The organism is Klebsiella sp. GB_Kp047 (assembly GCF_040065235.1).
GTDB classification, from domain to species: Bacteria; Pseudomonadota; Gammaproteobacteria; order Enterobacterales; family Enterobacteriaceae; genus Klebsiella; species Klebsiella quasipneumoniae.
Map to the genome: position 1 here is coordinate 292,007 of NZ_JBEAJG010000001.1, position 20,529 is coordinate 312,535.

The following is a 20,529-nucleotide window of genomic DNA, read 5'->3' on the forward strand; positions in this document are numbered from 1 at the left end:
CAGTATTGTGCGAAAAATCCTGACAGCCTGACATGGCTGAATTAAGGCAAACAGGGGGAAATCCCTTTCATAATTAGGTAAAAAACATGAATGACGTACTTGATGAAATTGACCGGGCGATCCTTACTTGCCTGACTCAGGATGCCAGAGTCTCGTTGAAGGTATTGAGCGCGCGGGTGGGGCTGACCTCGCCGAGCATCGCCGAGCGGGTGAAGCGCCTGGAGGAGCGGGGCGTGATTCAGGGCTATGGGGCGCGGGTGAATCTCGCCGCGCTGGGCTACAGCCTGCAGGCGCTGGTGCGGGTTCGGCCGCTGCCTGGTCTACTGCAGAAGGTGGATAAATATATCCAGGCGATGCCGGAGTGCATCGAAAGTGACAAAGTGACCGGAGAGGATTGTTTCGTGATGCGACTGGTGGTGCGTGATATTGCCCAGCTGGATACGCTACTGGACGGCCTGGCCGAATTTGCGCAGTGCAATACCTCGGTGGTGAAAAGTTCGCCGGTGAAGAGGCGACTGCCCCCGCTGTGAGTTTTCCCGGAGGCGGTGCGGCGCACCCGTCGGGGCTACCAGACGGCACACCTGTAGCCTCGCTAAGCGAAGCGCGAGCGAGGAGATAGCAGAACAGGTGGCTGACGAGAGTGCAACAGCGGTGGGGGAAGGATGACTCGGCGCTAAAGCGCCTCGCCCTTCGGGCCGTTGCCTTCGGCAACGTTCTCTCGCTACGCTCGAGTCGAACCTTAGTCGAAGCTTCTCATCCTTCCCCGTAGGGCAGAATATAAAGTATCGCAAGTGGAGTAAGCTGGGTAATACATGAAGGGATGGTGGTGGGGGAAGGATTCGAACCTTCGAAGTCGATGACGGCAGATTTACAGTCTGCTCCCTTTGGCCGCTCGGGAACCCCACCAGGGGAAAATCACATTGTAGGCTATTCAGCAAAATGAATGGTGGTAGGGGAAGGATTCGAACCTTCGAAGTCGATGACGGCAGATTTACAGTCTGCTCCCTTTGGCCGCTCGGGAACCCCACCACGGGGTAATGCTTAGTACTGGCCTGCTTCCTTCTCGGGAAGCGGGGCGCATCATACCAAATGATGCGCCCCTGTAAAGCATTCCTTTGACAAAAATAAACTGGTTGCCTGATTTTTACCCGTAACGCCGTAAAGCTAACCAATTCATTTCTCAGTCGATTAAAGAATAATCGTCCGGTTGCCGTAGACGAAGACGCGCTGCGCCAGTACCTGATACAGCGCCCGGCTCAATACGTTTTTTTCGACATCGCGCCCGGCACGCATCATATCTTCTGCGGTATAAGTATGATCGACGTGAATGACGTCCTGCATAATGATGGGGCCTTCGTCCAGATTATCATTCACGTAGTGGGCGGTGGCGCCGATGATCTTCACGCCACGCTCATAGGCCTGATGATACGGACGCGCGCCGATAAACGCCGGCAGGAACGAGTGGTGAATGTTAATGATCTTGTTCGGGAAACGGGCGACAAATTCCGGCGTAAGCACGCGCATATACTTGGCCAGCACCACGTAATCCGGCTCGTGGGCGGCAATCGCGTCGCCCATCTGTTTGTCGTGCTCTTCGCGGCTCAGCCCTTCATGGCTGACCAGTTCAAACGGGATGCCAAAACGTTCCACCAGCGGGCGCAGGGTGTCATGGTTACCAATAACCGCGGCAATATCGACATCCAGCCCGCCGTAATTGGCTTTCATCAGCAGATCGCCGAGGCAGTGGGCCTCTTTCGTCACCAGAATCACCACCCGGCGGCGGCCTGCCGGATTGAGTTCACGAATCGAGCCTTCCGGCAGGGCGCTGTCCAGATCGGCCAGCAGAATAGCGTCGTTGAAAATGCCTTCCAGTTCGGTGCGCATAAAGAAACGACCGGTGCGGTGGTCAACAAATTCGTTGTTCTGCACAATGTTAAGTTCGTGCTTGTAGCAGATATTGGTGATACGCGCGATGAGGCCTTTCTGATCAGGGCAAATAGTGCGTAGTACTTTACGTTGTAATGAATGCATCGCGAGGAAAATCCTGTAGTGTTTGCAAGCGCTGCGGCAGCGTTACTGGCCGCAGCATTTTTTAAATTTTTTACCTGAACCGCAAGGGCAGGGGTCGTTACGGCCAATCAGCGGTCGTGTCCCGTCGATATAGTACCACTGTCCATTTTCTTTTAAGAATCTGGAACGTTCAATAATGGCGCCCGGGCGGTTATTGTCATTAAAGCGGGCGATAAAGCTGACAAAGCCTTCATTTGCGGCTCGTCCTTCATCGCTGGCGAACAGGGTTAAGCCCAGCCATTCTGTGTGGGCAAAGCCTTTCTCCAGTTCGGCGCGAAACTGCCGCGCCTGACAGGACGGATGCCAGGTTTTGATCAGATAGTCGGCATCTTTCATGACGAACGCGCTGTAACGTGAGCGCATAAGCTGTGACGGGCCTGGCGCAAGCTCAGCGCCGGACAGATATCGCTGGCAACATGAGCTATACTCCAGTGCGCTGCCACAGGGGCATAATTGCGACAAAACAGCCTCCATGGAAGAATGAGTAACGGCGCTTCTACGCCAAAGGGCTTTATGTTAACTGAGCCGTGACAATGTTGCCACGCTCAGAGTGGAAGGATAGTTATCAGTACTAATGAGAAAGCTTAAAATTGGTCTGGCGTTAGGTGCGGGTGCCGCCCGCGGATGGTCGCATATTGGCGTCATCAACGCCCTCCAGCAGGCCGGCATTGAGATTGATATCGTGGCCGGTTGCTCTATCGGTTCGCTGGTAGGGGCGGCGTATGCCTGTAACCGGCTCCCGGCGCTTGAGTCCTGGGTCTGCTCTTTCAGCAACTGGGACGTTCTGAAACTGATGGACCTCTCCTGGCGCCGCGGTGGACTGTTGCGGGGTGAAAAGGTATTCAATCATTATCGCCGCATCATGCCCGTGACCGATATCGAACACTGCGAACGGCGATTTGCCGCCGTCGCGACAAATTTAAGCACTGGCAGGGAGCTGTGGTTTACCGAAGGCGATCTGCATTTAGCGATTCGAGCCTCCTGCAGTATGCCGGGGTTAATGTCGCCGGTAAGGCATAATGGTTACTGGCTGGTCGATGGCGCGGTGGTCAATCCGGTTCCCGTGTCGCTTACGCGGGCAATGGGGGCCGATATCGTGATTGCCGTGGATCTGCAACATGATGCCCACCTTATGCAGCAGGATTTATTCTCCCTCGAAACGCCGCGGCGCGAAGCCGAAGCGAAGGAGGGGCCATGGCATACTCGTCTGCGCGCACGCTTGACGCAAATGAGTTCCCGCCGGACGGCCGTGACGCCGACGGCGATGGAGATCATGACCACTTCTATCCAGGTCCTGGAGAATCGTCTTAAACGCAATCGTATGGCGGGCGACCCGCCGGATATCCTGTTGCAACCGTACTGTCCACAAGTCTCGACGCTTGATTTCCATCGCGCCGGCGAGGCGATTACCGCAGGGCAGCTGGCGGTAGAAAAGAAAATGGATGAATTATTACCCTTAGTGCGTACCGCGATTTGACGCACGAGTACCTGACTTAAGCAAATTCTGACAGGCGATAGTGAGAATAGCGTGCCACTATTGAATTATCGTCAGCCAGGGGAGATATCATGACGCAGCCATTGGCGGGAAAACAGATTCTGATAGTTGAAGACGAACCCGTTTTCCGCTCACTCTTGCATGGATGGCTGACCTCGCTGGGAGCAACGACCTTCCAGGCGGAAGATGGCAAGGATGCCCTGCATAAAATGACGGAGGTGCATCCGGACCTGATGATCTGCGACATTTCGATGCCGAGAATGAACGGTCTGGAGCTGGTGGAGACGTTGCGTAATCGCGGCGAGCAGCTACCGATCCTGATGATTTCCGCTACCGAAAACATGGCCGATATAGCCAAAGCGTTGCGGCTTGGCGTTCAGGACGTGTTGTTAAAGCCAGTAAAAGATTTCAATCGCCTGCGTGAAACCGTTTATGCGTGCCTCTATCCTGCGATGTTCAGTTCACGTGTGGAAGAGGAAGAGCGTCTATTTGAGGACTGGGACGCGCTGGTCAGTAATCCTACCGCCGCCTCACGATTACTGCAGGAATTACAGCCGCCGGTGCAACAGGAAATGTCGCACTGCCGCATTCATTATCGCCAGCTGGTGTCGGCGGATAAACCCGGTCTGGTACTCGATATCGCGCCGCTCTCGGACAATGATTTGGCCTTCTATTGTCTGGATGTCACACGAGCAGGAGATAATGGCGTACTGGCAGCTTTATTATTGCGCGCGTTGTTCAATGGCTTGTTACAGGAGCAACTGGCGCATCAGGGACAACGGCTTCCAGAAATGGGGAGTCTGCTAAAACAGGTGAATCAGCTGCTGCGTCAGGCAAACCTTCCCGGTCAGTTTCCTTTGTTAGTGGGGTATTACCACAGCGGACTGAAAAATTTAATTCTGGTGTCGGCGGGGCTCAATGGCACGCTGAATACCGGTGAGCATCAAATTCAGATTAGTAATGGCGTTCCTTTGGGAACGTTGGGTAATGCTTACCTTAACCAAATTAGCCAGCGTTGTACCTCATGGCAGTGCCAAATTTGGGGGGCTGGAGGGCGTTTACGCTTAATGTTGTCTGCGGAATGAGCAGTTACGGTTATATCTAAGCAGACGGGATTACCCGTTGCCCTTTAGCGGTGGTAACATCGAGCAGTTTTATGCGTAAAAGTCCTAATTCGAGGCTATCGGAAGCTTTTCAGACCAGTGAATACGCGGTTGACTGATATACTCGACACGTTATTTGTAACGAGAAGTTTAAAAAACAAACAGTCCAGGAGATTTCAATGGCTGCCCTTAATTCTAAAGTCAGAAAAGCGGTTATCCCGGTTGCGGGATTAGGCACCAGGATGCTGCCGGCCACCAAAGCGATTCCAAAAGAAATGCTGCCGCTGGTAGATAAGCCGTTAATTCAGTACGTTGTTAATGAATGTATCGCTGCAGGAATTACTGAAATTGTTCTGGTAACGCACTCGTCCAAAAACTCTATCGAAAACCATTTCGATACCAGTTTTGAGCTGGAAGCGATGCTGGAAAAACGCGTAAAACGCCAGCTGCTGGAAGAAGTGCAGTCTATTTGCCCGCCGCACGTAACCATTATGCAAGTTCGTCAGGGCCTGGCGAAAGGTCTGGGGCACGCGGTACTTTGCGCCCATCCGGTAGTGGGTGATGAGCCGGTCGCGGTTATTCTGCCAGACGTTATTCTGGATGAATATGAATCCGATCTGAGCCGCGATAACCTCGCGGAGATGATTTCTCGTTTCGATGAGACCGGCGCCAGCCAGATTATGGTTGAGCCTGTCGAGGACGTGACCGCCTATGGCGTGGTTGACTGCAAAGGTGAATCTCTGCAGCCGGGCGAAAGCGTACCGATGGTGGGTGTGGTAGAGAAGCCGAAAGCTGACGTTGCGCCGTCCAACCTGGCGGTGGTGGGGCGCTATGTCCTCAGCGCCGATATCTGGCCGCTGCTGGCGAAGACTCCTCCGGGTGCTGGTGATGAAATTCAGCTGACTGACGCGATTGATATGCTGATCGAAAAAGAGACAGTCGAAGCATATCACATGAAAGGCAAGAGCCATGACTGCGGTAATAAGCTTGGCTACATGCAGGCGTTCGTCGAATATGGTATTCGCCACAAAACGCTGGGCGACGATTTTAAAGCCTGGCTGGAAACCGCGGTTGCGAAGTAATCCGCCGCGCTGCTGAAAGCACAAAACCGGGAGCTGAAGATGCGCTCCCGGTTTTTTATATCGGCCCCGAGGGCAAAAAAAATCCCGCCGCAGCGGGATTTTTTATATCAAAACAACGGAGATTAGATCAGGAAATCGTCCAGTGATTTACCTTGCTCATCCATTGCTTTTTTGATCACCGCCGGGGTACGGCCCTGGCCGGTCCAGGTTTTGGTTTCGCCGTTTTCGTCGACATAGCTGTATTTAGCCGGACGTGCAGCACGCTTGGTTTTGGTACCGGCTTTAACGGCTGCCATGGTGCTCAGCAGTTCATTCGGATCAATACCGTCAGCAATCAGCATTTCACGGTATTGCTGCAGCTTACGCGTACGCTCTTCAATTTCTGCTGCGGCGGCGTTTTCTTCTTCACGGCGCTCGTTAACAACGACTTCTAATTTTTCCAGCATTTCTTCGAGCGTTTCCAGGGTGCATTCTCTTGCCTGCGCACGAAGAGTACGGATGTTGTTCAAAATTTTAAGTGCTTCGCTCATTGTAGTAATCTCAAACTTATATTGTGGGGTGGTTTGTTGAACTAATAATAGAGCGATAAAATGCGTTGTGCAATAGGGGGGAATGTAAGGAATTCAAAATTACTGGTTATTTGTCGCGAGAATTAATTAATTTAAGTTAAAATTCCCGTGCCGCTTCACATCTTTCATCCTTATAGCGATGAGGAGAAGGTAAGCTAAAACACTGAGACGGTATGCTTTTTCTGAGCTACGGTGAGAAAAATTATCCTTTACATGGGTAAATAACCCTCGTCAGTATTAGCGCATTTTTGGTTACGAGACTTAATATAAAACAACGTGCGGCCCAGCTTATAGCCCCATAGTTAACCGCCCTATAAGCACGAAAAGACAATGGTTACCCCGCCAGTAGCGTAACGGGGCGCACAAATAATGGCCCTGTAAATTCAATTCATCCTCTTAATCCTTTGGCTTTGCAGGCTCTTCGGCTGCGATACAATACCCCTGCTAAATGGGCGGCTGTACGCATAAAATATGGTATAATCGCCGCCGCGATAAAACACTTTGATTGGGGTCACGCAGCCGATGGCACAACTTTATTTCTACTACTCTGCAATGAATGCAGGTAAGTCGACCGCTCTGTTGCAATCTTCGTACAATTACCAGGAGCGGGGGATGCGTACCGTCGTTTATACCGCTGAGATTGATGACCGCTTTGGCGCCGGAAAAGTTAGCTCGCGTATCGGTCTCTCATCGCCGGCCCGTTTGTATAATCCACAGACGTCGCTATATAACGATATTGCCGCAGAGCACAAGTTAAAACCGATTCACTGCGTGCTGGTGGATGAAAGCCAGTTTCTGACGCGCGAGCAGGTTCATGAGCTGTCTGAAGTTGTCGATACGCTGGACATTCCGGTGCTTTGCTATGGCCTGCGGACAGACTTTCGCGGTGAGCTCTTCACCGGTAGCCAGTATTTGCTGGCCTGGTCAGATAAGCTGGTGGAGCTAAAAACCATCTGTTTCTGCGGACGAAAGGCTAGCATGGTGCTGCGCCTCGATCAGGAGGGGCGTCCTTATAATGAGGGCGAGCAGGTCGTCATCGGCGGTAATGAACGGTACGTTTCAGTCTGTCGTAAGCATTATAAAGAAGCGCTGAGCGTCGGCTCGTTAACCCAGGTACAAAACCAGCACCGCCCCTGCTAATACGCGCAGAAGCTCGTCCAGGCGCTTGTAGGCGCCTTTTTTATTGCCTGCGCTCCGTTGGGTTAGCAGGGTTAAAGCATGGCTGACGGCAGGCAAAAAAAAGCCCCGTCAGATGACGGGGCTTGCAGAACGTTTATGCTTGTTGATTAAGCGGATTTTTTCGCTTTTTTCTCAGCTTTCACTGGTGCCGCTTCGGCTTTCGCGGCGGCTTCGCCTTCGACGAACTCGCGACCGTAGTAGGTATCCAGCAGGATCTGTTTCAGTTCGGAGATCAGCGGGTAGCGCGGGTTAGCGCCGGTGCACTGGTCATCGAATGCATCTTCAGACAGCTTATCAACGTGGGCCAGGAAGTCAGCTTCCTGAACGCCAGCTTCGCGGATAGATTTCGGAATACCCAGCTCAGCTTTCACGCTTTCCAGCCATGCCAGCAGTTTCTCGATTTTCGCTGCGGTGCGGTCGCCCGGTGCGGAGAGACCCAGGTGATCGGCGATTTCAGCGTAGCGACGACGAGCCTGCGGACGGTCGTACTGGCTGAACGCGGTCTGCTTGGTCGGGTTGTCATTCGCGTTGTAGCGGATAACGTTGCAGATCAGCAGGGCGTTGGCCAGACCGTGCGGAATATGGAACTGGGAACCCAGTTTGTGCGCCATGGAGTGGCACACGCCGAGGAAGGCGTTAGCAAACGCAATACCGGCGATGGTGGCGGCACTGTGTACGCGCTCGCGGGCAACCGGGTTCTTGGAACCTTCGTGGTAGGAGGCCGGCAGGTACTCTTTCAGCAGCTTCAGCGCCTGCAGAGCCTGGCCGTCAGAGAACTCAGAAGCCAGAACGGAAACGTAAGCTTCCAGGGCGTGGGTCACTGCATCCAGACCACCGAACGCACACAGCGATTTCGGCATATCCATCACCAGGTTGGCATCGACGATGGCCATATCCGGGGTCAGCGCGTAGTCCGCCAGCGGATATTTCTGACCTGTCGCGTCGTCGGTCACAACGGCGAACGGCGTAACTTCAGAACCGGTACCGGAGGTGGTAGTGATCGCTACCATCTTGGCTTTAACGCCCATTTTCGGGAACTTGTAGATACGTTTACGGATATCCATAAAGCGCAGGGCCAGTTCTTCGAAGTGGGTTTCCGGATGTTCGTACATGACCCACATGATTTTCGCCGCATCCATCGGGGAACCGCCACCCAGCGCGATGATCACGTCTGGTTTGAAGGAGTTCGCCAGTTCAGCACCTTTACGAACGATGGTCAGCGTCGGGTCAGCTTCAACTTCGAAGAAGACTTCAGTTTCCACACCCGCAGCTTTCAGTACGGAGGTGATCTGATCGGCATAACCGTTGTTGAACAGGAAGCGGTCAGTCACGATCAGCGCGCGTTTGTGACCATCAGTAATCACTTCATCCAGTGCGATAGGCAGGGAGCCACGACGGAAGTAGATAGATTTCGGAAGTTTGTGCCACAACATGTTTTCAGCTCGCTTAGCAACGGTTTTCTTGTTGATCAGGTGTTTCGGACCAACGTTTTCAGAGATGGAGTTACCACCCCAGGAACCACAACCCAGAGTCAGGGAAGGAGCGAGTTTGAAGTTGTACAGGTCACCGATACCACCCTGAGAAGCCGGGGTGTTGATCAGGATACGCGCCGTTTTCATCATCTGGCCGAAGTAAGCCACGCGAGCCGGCTGGTTATCCTGGTCGGTGTACAGGCAAGAGGTATGACCGATACCGCCCATGGCGACCAGTTTTTCTGCTTTGGTCACGGCGTCTTCGAAATCTTTCGCACGGTACATCGCCAGCGTCGGAGACAGTTTTTCGTGAGCAAACGGCTCGCTTTCGTCAACGTCGGTGACTTCGCCAATCAGGATTTTAGTCGTGGCCGGTACGGTGAAGCCTGCCAGTTCAGCGATTTTCGCTGCAGGCTGACCAACGATAGCGGCGTTCAGCGCGCCATTTTTCAGGATAATGTCCTGAACGGCTTTCAGCTCTTTACCCTGCAGCAGGTAGCCGCCGTGGCTGGCGAAACGTTCGCGAACCGCGTCATAAACGGAATCAACCACCACAACGGACTGCTCAGAAGCACAGATAACACCGTTATCGAAGGTTTTAGACATCAGAACGGAAGCAACGGCGCGTTTGATGTCAGCCGTTTCATCAATCACCACCGGGGTGTTACCGGCACCTACGCCGATAGCAGGTTTACCGGAGCTGTATGCTGCTTTCACCATGCCTGGACCACCGGTTGCAAGGATCAGGTTGATATCCGGGTGGTGCATTAGGGCGTTAGACAGCTCAACAGACGGCTGATCGATCCAACCAATCAGGTCTTTCGGTGCGCCGGCAGCGATGGCAGCCTGCAGGACAATGTCAGCCGCTTTGTTAGTGGCTTCTTTAGCACGCGGGTGCGGAGAGAAAATGATGGCGTTACGCGTCTTCAGGCTGATGAGCGATTTGAAGATGGCTGTTGAAGTCGGGTTCGTGGTCGGAACGATACCGCAGATGATGCCGATAGGTTCAGCGATAGTGATGGTACCAAAAGTGTCGTCTTCTGACAGGACGCCACAGGTTTTTTCGTCTTTATAAGCGTTGTAGATGTATTCGGAAGCGAAGTGGTTTTTGATCACTTTGTCTTCAACGATGCCCATGCCGGATTCGGCAACGGCCATTTTGGCGAGAGGGATTCGAGCATCTGCAGCGGCCAGCGCGGCGGCGCGGAAGATTTTGTCGACTTGTTCTTGAGTGAAACTGGCATATTCACGCTGGGCTTTCTTGACACGCTCAACAAGCGCGTTCAGTTCAGCGATATTAGTAACAGCCATAATGCTCTCCTGATAATGTTAAACTTTTTTAGTAAATCAGTCGCTCGATTCGACATTATAGACAGGCTGTAAACAGCTTGCATGTAAATGTTTATGTAGGAAAATCAGGACGCTGTTTTACCGATTTACTAAAAAAGCTTTATCTTTTTAACTTTCAGGTACTGCTGCCTTCCACTCTGTTGGTGTCATCAAGATTACTCACTTCTGAGTACAAATTACGTGATTTAGATCAAGTATTGGCACTGCTGATACCTTTCAGCTGACTGCTTTTTGACCGGTTCGATCAAGTGTAATGGGAGGGTTTTGAAATTAAAAAAACGATTAGCATTAAAACTACAAATAGCTAACATTCGATACATATCACCGGGTTATGCATATTTATAATGAATATTGCATGCAAAAAGCGTATGTTTCGCGCAGTTATTTTATGCTGTTAACAGTCAACCGCCAATTTTGATGATGCTGCGGAGCCCATTGTGACTCAATCACTGTTCGATTTTTCTGCATATTTCAAGTTTTTCATCGGCTTATTTGCTCTGGTTAACCCGGTGGGCATTATTCCTGTGTTCATTAGTATGACCAGCTACCAACCGGCAGCAGTGCGCAATAAGACCAACCTGACCGCCAACCTGTCGGTGGCGATCATCCTCCTGACGTCATTGTTTCTCGGCGATGGCATTCTGCAGATTTTTGGTATCTCCATTGATTCATTCCGTATCGCCGGCGGCATCCTGGTGGTGACCATCGCGATGTCGATGATCAGCGGTAAGCTCGGTGAAGATAAGCAGAACAAGCAGGAGAAGTCGGAGACGGCGGTGCGGGAGAGCATCGGCGTGGTTCCTCTCGCGCTACCGCTGATGGCCGGACCGGGGGCAATCAGTTCCACTATCGTGTGGGGTACGCGGTATCACTCCTGGGTGCACCTCGTCGGTTTTTCACTGGCGATTGCCGTCTTTGCCCTCTGCTGCTGGGGGATTTTCCGCATGGCGCCGTGGCTGGTGCGTCTGCTAGGGCAGACAGGGATCAACGTTATCACCCGTATTATGGGCCTGCTGCTGATGGCCCTTGGCATTGAGTTTATTGTGACGGGGATTAAAGCGCTCTTTCCGGGGCTGCTGAGTTAGCTGGTTGCCACGCAGGCGGGTAGGTTCCCTTCTCGCCTGCGCGATTATTAGCAAAACCTATTAGCCAGCGCGTAACCGGCGGTAGGAATAACATTTTGCGATATCGCTATTAATTCCATAATTTTCATTAATATATGAAATATTTCTCTTAACATTCCCCTCACGTCTCCCCATCCTGTGATGTTATTTTCTTCACATCATTCTCTGGTACTTGCTGTCGGATCATCGAAATGATATTAGTAATTTTAACAAGGCTGTAGATGAATGTGCTAAAAAGTAATCTATTGTTAAATTTTTGTACAAAAAATCATCTTGCGGTCGTTGATCAGTATGTTGGCTGGTGAAAGTGTAATAACTAAATGATTAATAATGATATTTTTCTATCGGCGTTTTGTGGCAACCGCGAGTAACGCTGGCAAAGCCGGCAATAAAAGAGAATCCGGTAACATATTTGCAAATTGCATTGGCGGAGGTGTTTACCTTTTGGTACTTTCCGCCGTTATCGTCTGCTGAATTATGTGCGTAAATGAGAATCATTTTTAATGCTCTCGCTATGCCGGAACTGCCCCCCAGCGAGGGGGAACGAATCGACGTTAAGACTGCCGTTCGAGCGGTCGTAATAAATAAGTCGGTGATAGCAATCTGCCAATCGCAAACACTCCTGCGCTGGACAGATCCCCTAAACGGGAAAAAAACAGGCTGGTTAAAAAACCAGTAATTATAATGACTGGAGTTACAACACAATGACCATCATCACTAAAAAACGTTTGATCGCCGCAGGAGTGCTATCCGCACTCATGGCCGGCAATATGGCTATGGCAGCGGATGTCCCGGCCGGTGTGCAGCTTTCGGATAAGCAAACGCTGGTGCGAAATAGCGGCGCCGAACCGCAATCGCTGGACCCGAATAAAATCGAAGGGGTGCCTGAGGCGAATATTAGCCGCGACCTGTTCGAAGGCTTGCTGAATACCTCGCCGAAAGATGGCCACCCGATCCCTGGCGTGGCAGAGAGCTGGGATAATAAAGATTTCAAAGTCTGGACTTTCCATCTGCGTAAAGATGCGAAATGGTCTAACGGCGAGCCGGTGACCGCCCAGGACTTCGTTTATAGCTGGCAGCGTCTGGTGGATCCGAAAACCGCGTCTCCTTATGCCAGCTATCCGCAGTATGGTCATATCGTGAACGTCGACGAAATCATTGACGGCAAGAAAGCTCCGAGCGAACTGGGCGTAAAAGCCATTGACGACCACACGCTGGAAGTCACCCTCAGCGAGCCAGTACCCTATTTTTATAAACTGCTGGTTAACCCGGCGATGTCTCCTGTCTACAAACCAGCGATTGAAAAATTTGGCGAGAAGTGGACGCAGCCTGGCAATATCGTCACCAACGGCGCGTACACCCTGAAAGACTGGGTGGTCAACGAACGTATCGTCATGGAGCGCAACCCACATTACTGGGATAATGCCAAAACCGTTATTAACACTGTCACCTGGCTGCCGACCTCTTCTGAAGTGACCTATGTTAACCGTTACCGTAGCGGTGAGCTGGATATGACCTATAACCAGCTGCCGATCGAGCTCTTCCAGAAACTGAAAAAAGAGATCCCGAACGAGCTGCACGTTGACCCGTATCTGTGTACTTATTACTACGAAATTAACAATCAGAAAGCACCGTTCACCGACGTGCGCGTACGTACCGCGCTGAAGCTGGGTCTGGACCGCGACATTATTGCCAATAAGGTAAAAGGACAGGGCGATCTGCCGGCCTACGGCTACACCCCGCCGTATACCGATGGCGCGAAACTGACCGAGCCGGAATGGTTTACCTGGTCGCAGGAAAAACGGAATGAAGAAGCGAAAAAACTGCTGGCCGAAGCCGGCTATAGCGCCGATAAACCGTTGACCTTCAACCTGCTGTATAACACCTCTGATTTGCACAAGAAGCTGGCGATTGCCGCCGCCTCGCTGTGGCGTAAAAACCTGGGCATTGACGTGAAGTTAGTCAACCAGGAGTGGAAAACGTTCCTCGATACCCGTCATCAGGGTACCTATGACGTGGCGCGTGCAGGCTGGTGCGCCGACTATAACGAGCCAACCTCATTCCTGAATACCATGCTTTCAGACAGCTCAATGAACACTGCGCACTATAAGAGCCCGGCGTTCGATAAGATTATGGCTGAATCCGTGAAAGCATCCGATGAAGCGCAGCGCACTGCAGCCTATGCGAAAGCAGAGCAGCAGCTGGACAAAGACAGCGCGATCGTACCGGTCTATTACTACGTTAACGCCCGCCTGGTGAAACCGTGGGTCGGTGGCTACACCGGTAAAGACCCGATGGATAACGTCTATACCAAAGACCTTTACGTTATCAAACATTAATGGCAATACGTGGAGCGGGCCTGTGCTCGCTCCATCGTGTCTTATTTGAGAGCAGTGCAAAGGCACACGCCAGAAGGTACGGGCAATGTTAAAATTTATCTTACGTCGCTGTCTGGAAGCGATTCCGACGCTATTCATTCTTATTACCATTTCATTCTTCATGATGCGTCTGGCTCCGGGAAGTCCTTTTACCGGGGAACGCACGCTACCGCCGGAAGTCATGGCGAATATTGAAGCAAAATACCATTTAAACGACCCCATCATGACGCAGTACTTCAATTACCTGAAGCAGCTGGCGCATGGCGATTTTGGTCCCTCCTTTAAATACAAAGATTATTCGGTCAACGATCTGGTGGCGGCCAGCTTCCCGGTTTCGGCGAAACTGGGCTTCGCTGCCTTTTTGCTGGCGGTAGTGATCGGCGTCGCTGCGGGCGTTATTGCCGCTTTGAAGCAGAATACCCGCTGGGACTATGCGGTGATGGGGGTAGCCATGACCGGCGTGGTGATTCCGAGCTTTGTGGTGGCGCCTCTGCTGGTGATGATCTTTGCTATTACCCTGCACTGGCTGCCGGGCGGCGGCTGGAACGGCGGGGCGTTGAAATTTATGATCCTGCCGATGGTGGCGCTTTCCCTGGCCTATATCGCCAGCATCGCGCGAATTACCCGCGGCTCAATGATTGAAGTGCTGCACTCTAACTTTATCCGCACCGCGCGGGCGAAGGGACTGCCGATGCGCCGCATTATTTTGCGCCATGCGCTGAAGCCGGCGCTGCTGCCGGTGCTCTCCTATATGGGGCCGGCTTTCGTGGGCATCATTACGGGCTCAATGGTCATTGAAACCATTTACGGCCTGCCGGGGATTGGCCAGCTGTTCGTTAACGGGGCGCTTAACCGCGACTACTCGCTGGTGCTCAGCCTGACGATCCTCGTGGGCGCCCTGACTATTCTGTTCAACGCCATCGTTGACGTGCTTTACGCCGTTATCGATCCGAAGATTCGCTACTGAAGCCGGAGTTCGCCATGATGTTAAGTAAGAAAAATAGCGAGGCGCTGGAAAACTTCAGTGAGAAGCTGGAAGTGGAGGGGCGTAGCCTCTGGCAGGATGCGCGTCGCCGCTTTATGCATAACCGCGCCGCGGTCACCAGCTTGATTATGCTGGTGCTCATTGCGCTGTTCGTGACCTTCGCGCCGATGGTGTCGTCATTCTCCTATTTCGATACCGACTGGGGCATGATGTCCAATGCCCCGGACATGGCCTCTGGCCACTACTTTGGGACCGACTCCTCCGGTCGCGATCTGCTGGTGCGCGTGGCGATCGGCGGGCGTATTTCGCTGATGGTTGGGGTGGCGGCGGCGCTGGTGGCGGTGATCCTCGGCACGCTGTACGGTTCGCTTTCCGGGTATCTCGGCGGCAAAGTGGATTCGGTGATGATGCGTCTGCTGGAGATCCTCAACTCCTTCCCGTTTATGTTCTTCGTTATCCTGCTGGTGACCTTTTTTGGTCAGAATATCCTGTTGATTTTTGTCGCTATCGGCATGGTCTCCTGGCTGGACATGGCCCGTATCGTACGCGGACAGACCTTGAGCCTGAAGCGCAAAGAGTTTATTGAGGCGGCGCAGGTCGGCGGGGTCTCCACAGCGAGCATCGTGCTGCGCCATATCGTTCCTAATGTGCTGGGTGTGGTGGTGGTGTACGCCTCGCTGCTGGTCCCCAGTATGATCCTCTTTGAATCCTTCCTCAGCTTCCTGGGGTTGGGGACGCAGGAGCCGCTCAGCAGCTGGGGGGCATTGCTCAGCGATGGCGCCAACTCAATGGAGGTCTCGCCCTGGCTGTTGCTGTTCCCGGCGGGTTTCCTGGTGGTGACCCTGTTCTGTTTCAACTTTATCGGCGATGGTCTGCGTGATGCCCTCGACCCGAAAGACCGCTAAGGAGCGCTGCCATGACCATGATTGAAACGGCAAAAGCGCCGCAAGCGCAGAGTCACAGCGGCCTGCTGCTGGACGTGAAAGATCTTCGCGTCACCTTTAAAACGCCGGATGGCGATGTCACCGCCGTCAATGATCTGAACTTCACCCTCCAGGCGGGCGAAACGCTCGGTATTGTCGGGGAGTCCGGCTCCGGTAAATCGCAGACCGCCTTCGCCCTGATGGGGCTGCTGGCGGCCAACGGTCGCATCGGGGGTTCCGCCACCTTTAACGGTCGGCAAATCCTCAATTTGCCCGAGCGTGAGCTGAACAAACTGCGCGCCGAGCAAATCTCGATGATTTTCCAGGATCCGATGACCTCTCTGAACCCATATATGCGGGTGGGAGAGCAGTTAATGGAAGTCCTGATGCTGCATAAGGGGCTGAGCAAAGCCGAAGCATTTGAGGAGTCGGTCAAAATGCTCGATGCGGTGAAAATGCCGGAAGCGCGCAAGCGCATGAAGATGTTCCCGCACGAGTTCTCCGGCGGGATGCGCCAGCGCGTGATGATTGCCATGGCGCTACTGTGCCGGCCGCGGCTGCTGATTGCCGATGAGCCGACCACCGCCCTGGACGTCACTGTGCAGGCGCAGATCATGACGTTACTGAATGAGCTGAAACGCGAATTTAATACGGCCATCATTATGATCACCCATGACCTCGGAGTCGTGGCGGGGATCTGCGATAAAGTGCTGGTGATGTATGCGGGCCGCACCATGGAGTACGGTCAGGCGCGCGATGTCTTTTATCAGCCGTCGCACCCATACTCTATTGGGCTGTTGAATGCGGTTCCTCGTCTGGATGCCGAAGGCGATGCGTTATTGACCATTCCGGGCAACCCGCCGAACCTGCTGCGTTTGCCGAAAGGCTGCCCATTCCAGCCGCGCTGTCCGCATGCAATGGAACAGTGCAGCAGCGCGCCGCCGCTGGAGTCTTTCGCGCCAGGTCGCCTGCGCGCCTGCTTTAAACCGGTGGGGGATCTGCTATGAACGCCGTAACTGAACAACGAAAAGTCCTGCTCGAAATTGCCGACCTGAAGGTGCATTTCGATATTAAAGATGGCAAACAGTGGTTCTGGCAGCCGTCGAAAACGCTGAAAGCCGTAGATGGCGTGACGCTGCGTCTCTATGAAGGCGAGACCCTCGGCGTGGTGGGGGAGTCAGGCTGCGGTAAATCGACTTTCGCCCGCGCCATCATTGGCCTGGTGAAGGCCACCGATGGCAAAGTGGCCTGGTTGGGTAAAGATCTGCTGGGCATGAAGCAGGAAGAGTGGCGCGACGTGCGCAGCGATATCCAGATGATCTTCCAGGATCCGCTGGCCTCGCTGAACCCGCGTATGACCATCGGAGAAATCATCGCTGAACCGCTGCGTACCTATCATCCGAAGATGCCGCGTCAGGAAGTGCGCGATCGCGTGAAGGCGATGATGATGAAAGTCGGGCTGTTGCCTAACCTGATCAACCGCTATCCGCACGAGTTCTCTGGCGGTCAGTGTCAGCGCATCGGCATCGCGCGGGCGCTGATCCTCGAGCCGAAGCTGATTATCTGCGATGAGCCGGTGTCCGCACTTGACGTGTCCATCCAGGCCCAGGTGGTCAACCTGCTGCAGCAGCTGCAGCGTGAAATGGGACTGTCGCTGATATTTATCGCCCACGATCTGGCGGTAGTTAAGCACATCTCCGATCGCGTACTGGTGATGTATCTGGGCCATGCGGTGGAGCTGGGAACCTACGATGAGGTGTACCATAATCCGCTGCATCCCTATACCAAAGCGCTGATGTCGGCGGTGCCGATCCCCGATCCGGACCTCGAAAAAACGAAAACCATCCAACTGCTGGAGGGCGAATTACCCTCGCCGATTAATCCGCCTTCGGGCTGTGTCTTCCGCACCCGCTGTCCGCTCGCTGGACCGGAGTGCGCCAAAACCCGTCCGGTGCTGGAAGGCAGCTTCCGCCATGCGGTTTCCTGCCTTAAGGTAGACCCGTTATAATCTCAGGGGCTGACGCAGGTCAGCCCTTTTTTTTGCGAGGTTAACGAAGTGGGTATGCTTTCTGCCGCTCGCCTGCGGCTTTATCATTTGCTTTTCGATCAAAACCGACGTTCCGGCCGCCGCTTCGAAGGTCTGTGCGGACTTTTCGCATTGCTCAGCGTGGTGGTGATATTTGTCGAGTCGGGGCTGGGCACGCAATATCATCTGACATTAGATGAATGGCATATTTTCGTCTGGCTGGAGCTGCTGGTGACCGCGGTCTTTACCCTGGAGTATCTGCTGCGTATTGCGACATGGCCCAATCCGCTCCACTACATTTTCAGCTTCTGGGGGGTTATTGACTTAGCGACCATCCTGCCGCTGTACGTGATGTGGCTGTGGCCGGAAATTAGCCTCAATTATGTCTTTGCCTGGCGGGCAATGCGGGCGATCCGCGCGTTGCGTATTCTCAAACTGTTGCGCTTTATGCCTTCGCTCAATGTGTTCTGGCGGGCGATTGTCAGCGCGCGCCATCAGCTGATCCTGTTCTATTCGTTTATCGCCATTGTGATGGTGATTTTCGGCTCGTTAATGTACCTGATAGAAGGGCCAGAGTATGGTTTTACCACGCTCAACGCTTCGGTCTATTGGGCCATTGTAACCATCACTACCGTCGGCTACGGGGATATCACGCCGCATACACCGCTGGGCCGCATCCTGGCCTCCATTCTCATCCTGATCGGATACTCCATTATTGCCATTCCGACCGGGCTTATCACCACCCATATGACCAGCGCCCTGAACCGGCGGCGTCAGCAGCGGGTATGCCCGCAGTGCCAGCAGGGCCACCATGACGATAACGCCCGGTTTTGTCACGCCTGTGGCCATGCGTTACCGCAGTAAACCCTCGGCATAAAAAAAGCCTGCCGGGAGGAACGCGGCAGGCTTTTCACTGGCTGGTCAGCGTTATTCACGCCACAGAATATGACACAGCTTATGATCTTTCTCGCGGCACAGCAGTACGCGGGCGAAGATATCATTGATTTCCCCGCCGTCGGTATCCGCCAGGCCAATCACCACTTCGGCGAAGAAATCCGGGTTCAGATCGTAATCCACATGCTCTTCCCAGTCTGCAGACGGGTCGAACAGCTCGGCGCCGCCGCGCTCCTCAAACTGCAGGTTAAACAGAATGATGTCCGCCGGGTCGAGGTTATCGGCCGCCAGTTCGAGGAAGATGTCGTATGCCTGCTCAAGCGTTTCGTCTTCGGTCAGACGGTTGTTTAAATCCATATCCATGATTGCTACTCATTCGGTATCTGATGGGCACGTTTTACAGCAACGGGCTGAAGAAGTAAAACAGTCGCTCGGCGATCCGCTGCCACAGCGGACGTTTTAACCAGCGACGGGCGTCCAGCAGGCGCGAGCGCGAGATATAGTCATCCTGGACCGCCGCCAGATCGCTGCCGAAGCCGGCGTCATCGATGACCAGCGTGATTTCAAAATTGAGCCACAGGCTGCGCATATCCAGATTCACGGTACCCACCAGACTCAGTTCGCCATCGACCAGCACGCTCTTGGTATGCAACAGGCCGCCTTCGAACTGGTAAATCTTCACCCCTGCTGCCAGCAGCTCGGTGAAAAAGGCCCGGCTGGCCCAGCCCACCAGCAGCGAATCGTTCTTGCGCGGTAAAATAATACTCACGTCCACGCCGCGCTGGGCAGCGGTACAGATCGCGTGCAGCAGGTCGTCGCTGGGTACGAAGTAGGGTGTGGTCATGATCAAATGCTCTTTCGCCGCATAGGCGGCGGTGAGGAGAGCCTGATGAATCAGATCTTCCGGAAAGCCCGGTCCGGAGGCGATCGTGTGGATAGTATGTCCACTGGCCTCTTCAAACGGCATGATATTGACGTCCGGCGGCGGCGGCAGAATGCGCTTTCCGGTCTCGATCTCCCAGTCACAGGAGTAGACGATGCCCATCGAGGTCGCCACCGGGCCTTCCATGCGCGCCATCAGGTCAATCCACTGTCCGACCCCTGAGTCCTGTTTAAAGTAGCGGGGATCAACCATATTCATGCTGCCGGTGTAGGCGATATAGTTATCGATCATCACCATTTTGCGATGCTGACGCAGGTCCATCCGGCGCAGAAACACACGCATCAGATTGACCTTGAGAGCCTCGACCACTTCAATGCCGGCGTTACGCATCATTGCCGCCCATGGGCTGCGGAAAAAAGCCACACTGCCCGCGGAGTCGAGCATCAACCGGCAGTGAACCCCGCGACGGGCGGCGGCCATCAGCGATTCGGCGACGCTGTCGGCCATGCCGCCTGGCTGCCAGATATAGAAGACCATCTCAATATTATGGCGAGCCAGTTGAATATCGCGGATCAGGGCCTGCATGACGTCGTCAGATTCCGTCAGCAGCTGCAGCTGGTTGCCTTTTACGCCGCCAATGCCCTGGCGCCGTTCGCACAGCTTGAACAGGGACTCGGCCACCGGGCTGTTATCTTCCGCGAAGATATGTTTGCAGGCTTTGAGGTCGTTTAACCATTTGGCCGTGGAAGGCCACATCGCCCTCGCGCGTTCTGCCCGCCGCTTGCCAAGATGCAGCTCGCCAAAGGAGAGATAGGCGATGATCCCCACCAGCGGCAGAATATAAATTATCAATAACCATGCCATCGCGGACGGCACAGCGCGGCGTTTCATTAGAATTCGTAATGTTACACCGGCGATCAACAGCCAGTACCCCAGAATGACCAGCCAGTTCACCACCGTGTAAAAGGTTGTCATAGATGTAAAATCCTTTTGAAT

19 protein-coding genes, 2 tRNA genes and 1 other RNA gene are annotated in these 20,529 nt (G+C 53.6%); 13 read left to right on the top strand and 9 right to left on the bottom strand.

Annotated elements, in window-relative coordinates; all coding sequences use genetic code 11:
- Positions 1-86: 86 nt before the first annotated feature.
- Positions 87-530, top strand: coding sequence for an Lrp/AsnC family transcriptional regulator (locus ABLV76_RS01415; RefSeq protein ID WP_004203179.1), 444 nt, complete (start codon positions 87-89; stop codon positions 528-530).
- 116 nt (positions 531-646) lie between these two features.
- On the opposite strand, the gene ABLV76_RS01420 is transcribed toward ABLV76_RS01415, so the two are convergent.
- From ABLV76_RS01420 to ABLV76_RS01440, 5 genes are all read right to left on the bottom strand, one after another.
- A non-coding RNA gene (locus ABLV76_RS01420) (RtT sRNA) lies at positions 647-778 on the bottom strand.
- Between the two features lie 43 nt (positions 779-821).
- Positions 822-906 (bottom strand) — tRNA-Tyr (locus tag ABLV76_RS01425).
- 38 nt (positions 907-944) lie between these two features.
- Positions 945-1,029, bottom strand: a tRNA-Tyr gene (locus ABLV76_RS01430).
- Between the two features lie 159 nt (positions 1,030-1,188).
- Positions 1,189-2,031 carry a formyltetrahydrofolate deformylase gene (purU, locus tag ABLV76_RS01435; protein WP_004203178.1) on the bottom strand — a complete coding sequence of 281 codons (843 nt, stop codon included), beginning with the start codon at positions 2,029-2,031 and terminating at the stop codon, positions 1,189-1,191.
- Between the two features lie 42 nt (positions 2,032-2,073).
- Positions 2,074-2,532, bottom strand: a complete 459-nt coding sequence (locus tag ABLV76_RS01440; RefSeq protein WP_017900770.1) for a YchJ family protein — start codon at positions 2,530-2,532, stop codon at positions 2,074-2,076.
- A gap of 112 nt (positions 2,533-2,644) precedes the next feature.
- Here ABLV76_RS01440 and rssA point away from each other — a divergent pair, with 112 nt between their 5' ends.
- From rssA to galU, 3 genes are all read left to right on the top strand, one after another.
- The gene (gene rssA, locus ABLV76_RS01445; protein ID WP_004203175.1) at positions 2,645-3,547 is read left to right on the top strand and encodes a patatin-like phospholipase RssA; all 903 of its coding nucleotides are present in this window, start codon (positions 2,645-2,647) and stop codon (positions 3,545-3,547) included.
- A gap of 89 nt (positions 3,548-3,636) precedes the next feature.
- A complete protein-coding gene (gene rssB / locus ABLV76_RS01450; protein WP_004203169.1) occupies positions 3,637-4,650 on the top strand; it encodes a two-component system response regulator RssB in 1,014 nt (337 codons plus the stop codon).
- A 197-nt stretch (positions 4,651-4,847) separates the two neighbouring features.
- Complete coding sequence (gene galU, locus ABLV76_RS01455) at positions 4,848-5,750, top strand: UTP--glucose-1-phosphate uridylyltransferase GalU (protein ID WP_048324758.1); 903 nt, start codon at positions 4,848-4,850, stop codon at positions 5,748-5,750.
- A gap of 122 nt (positions 5,751-5,872) precedes the next feature.
- Here galU and hns read toward each other — a convergent pair whose 3' ends face one another.
- Entirely contained in the window at positions 5,873-6,280 is a 408-nt protein-coding gene (gene hns / locus ABLV76_RS01460) for a histone-like nucleoid-structuring protein H-NS (protein ID WP_002910103.1), read from the bottom strand.
- Between the two features lie 561 nt (positions 6,281-6,841).
- Between hns and tdk the strand changes: the two genes are divergently transcribed.
- Complete coding sequence (gene tdk, locus ABLV76_RS01465) at positions 6,842-7,459, top strand: thymidine kinase (protein ID WP_032431077.1); 618 nt, start codon at positions 6,842-6,844, stop codon at positions 7,457-7,459.
- Positions 7,460-7,605: 146 nt separating this feature from the next.
- On the opposite strand, the gene adhE is transcribed toward tdk, so the two are convergent.
- On the bottom strand, positions 7,606-10,281 hold the full coding sequence (gene adhE / locus ABLV76_RS01470; protein ID WP_004203165.1) for a bifunctional acetaldehyde-CoA/alcohol dehydrogenase: 2,676 nt from the start codon (positions 10,279-10,281) through the stop codon (positions 7,606-7,608).
- A 77-nt stretch (positions 10,282-10,358) separates the two neighbouring features.
- Here adhE and ABLV76_RS01475 point away from each other — a divergent pair, with 77 nt between their 5' ends.
- The 8 genes from ABLV76_RS01475 to ABLV76_RS01510 all read left to right on the top strand — a co-directional run bounded on the left by ABLV76_RS01475 (position 10,359) and on the right by ABLV76_RS01510 (position 18,620).
- Positions 10,359-10,544: a hypothetical protein gene (locus ABLV76_RS01475; RefSeq protein ID WP_032425908.1), complete on the top strand. Its 186-nt coding sequence runs from the start codon at positions 10,359-10,361 to the stop codon at positions 10,542-10,544.
- 213 nt (positions 10,545-10,757) lie between these two features.
- Positions 10,758-11,405 (top strand): YchE family NAAT transporter, encoded by a 648-nt coding sequence (locus tag ABLV76_RS01480; protein WP_002910095.1) that lies wholly within the window; start codon positions 10,758-10,760, stop codon positions 11,403-11,405.
- A 743-nt stretch (positions 11,406-12,148) separates the two neighbouring features.
- The gene (gene oppA / locus ABLV76_RS01485) at positions 12,149-13,783 is read left to right on the top strand and encodes an oligopeptide ABC transporter substrate-binding protein OppA (RefSeq protein WP_004203164.1); all 1,635 of its coding nucleotides are present in this window, start codon (positions 12,149-12,151) and stop codon (positions 13,781-13,783) included.
- An 85-nt stretch (positions 13,784-13,868) separates the two neighbouring features.
- The gene (oppB, locus tag ABLV76_RS01490; RefSeq protein ID WP_002910089.1) at positions 13,869-14,789 is read left to right on the top strand and encodes an oligopeptide ABC transporter permease OppB; all 921 of its coding nucleotides are present in this window, start codon (positions 13,869-13,871) and stop codon (positions 14,787-14,789) included.
- A gap of 14 nt (positions 14,790-14,803) precedes the next feature.
- Positions 14,804-15,712 (top strand): oligopeptide ABC transporter permease OppC, encoded by a 909-nt coding sequence (oppC, locus tag ABLV76_RS01495; protein ID WP_004145396.1) that lies wholly within the window; start codon positions 14,804-14,806, stop codon positions 15,710-15,712.
- A gap of 11 nt (positions 15,713-15,723) precedes the next feature.
- Complete coding sequence (locus tag ABLV76_RS01500) at positions 15,724-16,737, top strand: ABC transporter ATP-binding protein (RefSeq protein ID WP_004151853.1); 1,014 nt, start codon at positions 15,724-15,726, stop codon at positions 16,735-16,737.
- A complete protein-coding gene (oppF, locus tag ABLV76_RS01505; RefSeq protein ID WP_002910083.1) occupies positions 16,734-17,738 on the top strand; it encodes a murein tripeptide/oligopeptide ABC transporter ATP-binding protein OppF in 1,005 nt (334 codons plus the stop codon). Before ABLV76_RS01500 ends, oppF begins: the two co-directional genes overlap by 4 nt.
- 54 nt (positions 17,739-17,792) lie before the next feature.
- The gene (locus ABLV76_RS01510) at positions 17,793-18,620 is read left to right on the top strand and encodes an ion transporter (RefSeq protein ID WP_114260324.1); all 828 of its coding nucleotides are present in this window, start codon (positions 17,793-17,795) and stop codon (positions 18,618-18,620) included.
- A gap of 63 nt (positions 18,621-18,683) precedes the next feature.
- Here ABLV76_RS01510 and ABLV76_RS01515 read toward each other — a convergent pair whose 3' ends face one another.
- Both ABLV76_RS01515 and cls read right to left on the bottom strand, forming a co-directional pair.
- The gene (locus tag ABLV76_RS01515; protein WP_002910079.1) at positions 18,684-19,013 is read right to left on the bottom strand and encodes an HI1450 family dsDNA-mimic protein; all 330 of its coding nucleotides are present in this window, start codon (positions 19,011-19,013) and stop codon (positions 18,684-18,686) included.
- Positions 19,014-19,047: 34 nt separating this feature from the next.
- The gene (cls, locus tag ABLV76_RS01520; protein WP_004203158.1) at positions 19,048-20,508 is read right to left on the bottom strand and encodes a cardiolipin synthase; all 1,461 of its coding nucleotides are present in this window, start codon (positions 20,506-20,508) and stop codon (positions 19,048-19,050) included.
- Between the last annotated feature and the right edge of the window lie 21 nt (positions 20,509-20,529).